Raw genomic sequence first — 2,889 nt, 5'->3', positions numbered from 1 at the left:
TTGGCAGTTACGATGAGCCAGAAACCCTCTCTTATCAAATCGACCTAAACTGTCCCATGGGCGCTGACGTCAGACACCTGATGAAAACCGCATAAGGTTGCCAGTTCATCCACACCAAAACCTGGATCCCCAAGATGGACCCTGATCAGACCTTCCAACCCCGCAAGGAAGTCCTGCGGGGCCGCCAGATCCTCATCCATGACCCTGTAGTTTGGCGGATTCTCCAGTGCCTCTGGTCGTAATCTGTAACTTAACCAGCTGGAGGGAAACCTGATCGAAAAACCTTGAGGATTGCACTTGATTGCCCGAACGCCGTGAAACTGACCGGGCAGCGCATCCGGGTCACTGACGCGAAGAATGACCTGGTTGGGATCCCACCTGAAATCCAGGACACGGTGCAACAGGGATATCCATATACTTGTCAGAAACGCATCGGTTTGGCTGGGAGAAACCGAAATTTGGAAGTTCCTTTTAGCACTGAAATATGCGTGCTCTCCTTCGACAAAGAGGGATTGCGTAACGGCATTGGATTCCTTGGAAACCGCTTGTGTGAATCTGGTAAAGAAGTCTCCCAATGTAAGGGCTTCTGCCAGCATATCGCCGAGCGGGAGAAATTTGACAAGGTCAACGGATTGCCCGACCCGTGCGCAAAAATCCGGTGAAGTGGCTTCTGCCACGGCCTGATAGATCTGGTAGACGGTATCGTGGCGCAGGAAATTCTTCGGGTCCAGTACCTGCGCTTCGTTCAACCCCAGAGGATCAAGAACAAACGCGGGTTCGACCCCCACGCTGCGAAGCGCTGCGACAACCGGGCCCGCAACTGAAGCCCTGACGAGTGGCAGCGACTGATCCGTGTTATTACCAAGTCTTCTTGTCATCTCTTCTCCAGAAATTCGCAATATTCCCGAGTGTAAGAAATTCCCACAATAAAATTATGAAACCTTGCAGTTTCCCAAAACTATTTTTCTCGAATCGGAAATATGTCAGGCATCAAGTTATTCGAATTCTATAATGATTCCTAAATGTACCTTTTGCGATTCTTGTTGATAGGAGCCCTGATGAACGGATGTCTGATGCGCATACTTGTGCCCGCAGTACTGGCTGCGAGCCATCTGTTTCCAACTCATGCCGCTTCACAGGAAGAAAGTTTCCCGATCCTTTTCACAAATGTTCATGTCTTTGACGGAGTGAACGAGACGCGGATCGAGAACGCAAATGTTTTGGTCGTCGATAACCTGATCGCCGAGGTCTCGACTGAGCCGCTTGTCGTCGCCAATGCGCAAATCATCGACGGCGGTGGGCGCACACTGATGCCCGGAATGCATGATCAACACGTGCATCTTACCGTCTTCAATCCGCTCAGCGACGGGTTGCGCCAGAACATCACTCCATTTCATCTTGGCGGCGTCGCGACAATTCGGTCTGAACGCATCCTGATGAATGGGTTCACCACTGTCCGGGACTTAGGCGGACCAGCAAAATCCATCGCTCGCATTATAGATTCCGGCATGTTTCCCGGGCCGCGCATTTACTCCTCTGAAGCCTTCATCACCCAGACATCCGGGCACGCGGACTTTCGTAAACTGAACGACCGGCATCCCACACTGTCTGGGCAAGGACCATCACATTGGGTCGAAAGTGAAATGAGCTTTATAGCCGATGGGCCGGATCAGATCCGGATGGCTGTACGCGAGAACCTACGCCGCGGGGCAACCCAGATCAAAATTATGGTCAGCGGCGGTGTTACGTCCGAGTTCGACCCCCTGCATTCGCTTCAGTACCAAGCCGATGAAATCCAGATGGCAGTCAAAACCGCCGAACAGTGGGGCACTTATGTAACCTGCCATGTGTTCACTGAACAGGCGATCCGAAACTGTATCGACAATGGCGCGAAGACCGTCGAACACATCCCGTTTCTGACTCCAGAAGTGGCCGAGGTCATGGTTCAAAAACAGATCATGTTTGCGACCGCCGTGGCTCCGGTCTACTCGGTCTCCACCGAACAGGCCGAAGCATTTTACACACCAGCGTCGTTTGCGAAGTGGAAGACGGTGCGGGATGCCGCGGCCAACATGATTGAAGTAATTCAAACCACGCCAGGCATGATCGACCTCTATACCCTGGGCACTGACCTCATCAACAACTGGGACCAAACGCTAGAGCAGGACAAGAAGATGAACGACGAGTTCAAATACCTGCTTGAAGCGAATTTCACACCCTACGACATTTTGCGCATCGCAACGTCAAACGGCGCGCGCATGAACCGTCTTACAGGTTTGAACAATCCTTATCAGGACGGCCCGCTGGGTGTGGTCGAAGAGGGTGCATACGCCGATCTTCTATTGGTCGATGGGAACCCGCTGGAGGACATCCTGCTGCTATCCGATCCCGACACCAATCTGAAGATCATCATGAAAGATGGCGTGATCTACAAGAACACACTCGACTGAGTGTCGCGTGGGGTGAACTTACCTCGGCGCCCCGCGCACTAAATTTTAAGGGAGAGAAGGACATAAGTATTTCGACAAAGACGGCTGCCGTCGCGAGCCTGGTTTTTTGCACGGCCACTGCCGCATTTGCACAGGATACCCTGCCGCAAACCCTGTTCACCAACGTCCATGTTTTTGACGGAGTGAACGAGGCGCGGATCGAGAACGCCAGCGTTCTGGTTGAAGGCAACTTGATCAAAGAAGTGTCCACCGAGGCAATCGACGCGCCTGGCGCGACGGTTGTGGATGGAGGTGGTCGCACATTGATGCCGGGGTTGATTGATGCGCATGTGCACATGGCGATCACGGAGCCGGTTGCGGATCTCAGGGACAATTTTGATTGGATGTACTGGGGCGCCGTTTCCACGATCGAGGCGGAAAAGATGCTGTTGCGCGGCTT

Annotated in this window: 2 protein-coding genes and 1 pseudogene; 2 read left to right on the top strand and 1 reads right to left on the bottom strand. The window is 53.0% G+C overall.

All coding sequences use genetic code 11. The annotated features are described in order from the left end of the window. Window positions 1-44 precede the first annotated feature (44 nt). On the bottom strand, window positions 45-878 hold the full coding sequence (locus tag AC2FLD_RS22365) for an AraC family transcriptional regulator ligand-binding domain-containing protein (protein WP_496674504.1): 834 nt from the start codon (window positions 876-878) through the stop codon (window positions 45-47). 180 nt (window positions 879-1,058) lie between these two features. Here AC2FLD_RS22365 and AC2FLD_RS22360 point away from each other — a divergent pair, with 180 nt between their 5' ends. Together AC2FLD_RS22360 and AC2FLD_RS22355 are read left to right on the top strand one after the other, a co-directional pair. Beyond that, window positions 1,059-2,450 carry a metal-dependent hydrolase family protein gene (locus tag AC2FLD_RS22360; protein WP_496674507.1) on the top strand — a complete coding sequence of 464 codons (1,392 nt, stop codon included), beginning with the start codon at window positions 1,059-1,061 and terminating at the stop codon, window positions 2,448-2,450. A gap of 182 nt (window positions 2,451-2,632) precedes the next feature. Next, window positions 2,633-2,889: pseudogene (locus AC2FLD_RS22355) on the top strand (metal-dependent hydrolase family protein); the annotation flags it as partial.

It is taken from the genome of Ruegeria sp. CDSA021 (assembly GCF_059612325.1).
The sequence above is the reverse complement of the archived record's forward strand: the minus strand, read 5'-3'. Positions and strand labels throughout refer to the sequence as shown.

What these genes read in the sequence shown, in the direction of transcription:
- AC2FLD_RS22365 (WP_496674504.1), bottom strand. Translation starts at nt 878, where the DNA reads ATGACAAGAAGACTTGGTAATAACACGGATCAGTCGCTGCCACTCGTC.
- AC2FLD_RS22360 (WP_496674507.1), top strand. Translation starts at nt 1,059, where the DNA reads ATGAACGGATGTCTGATGCGCATACTTGTGCCCGCAGTACTGGCTGCG.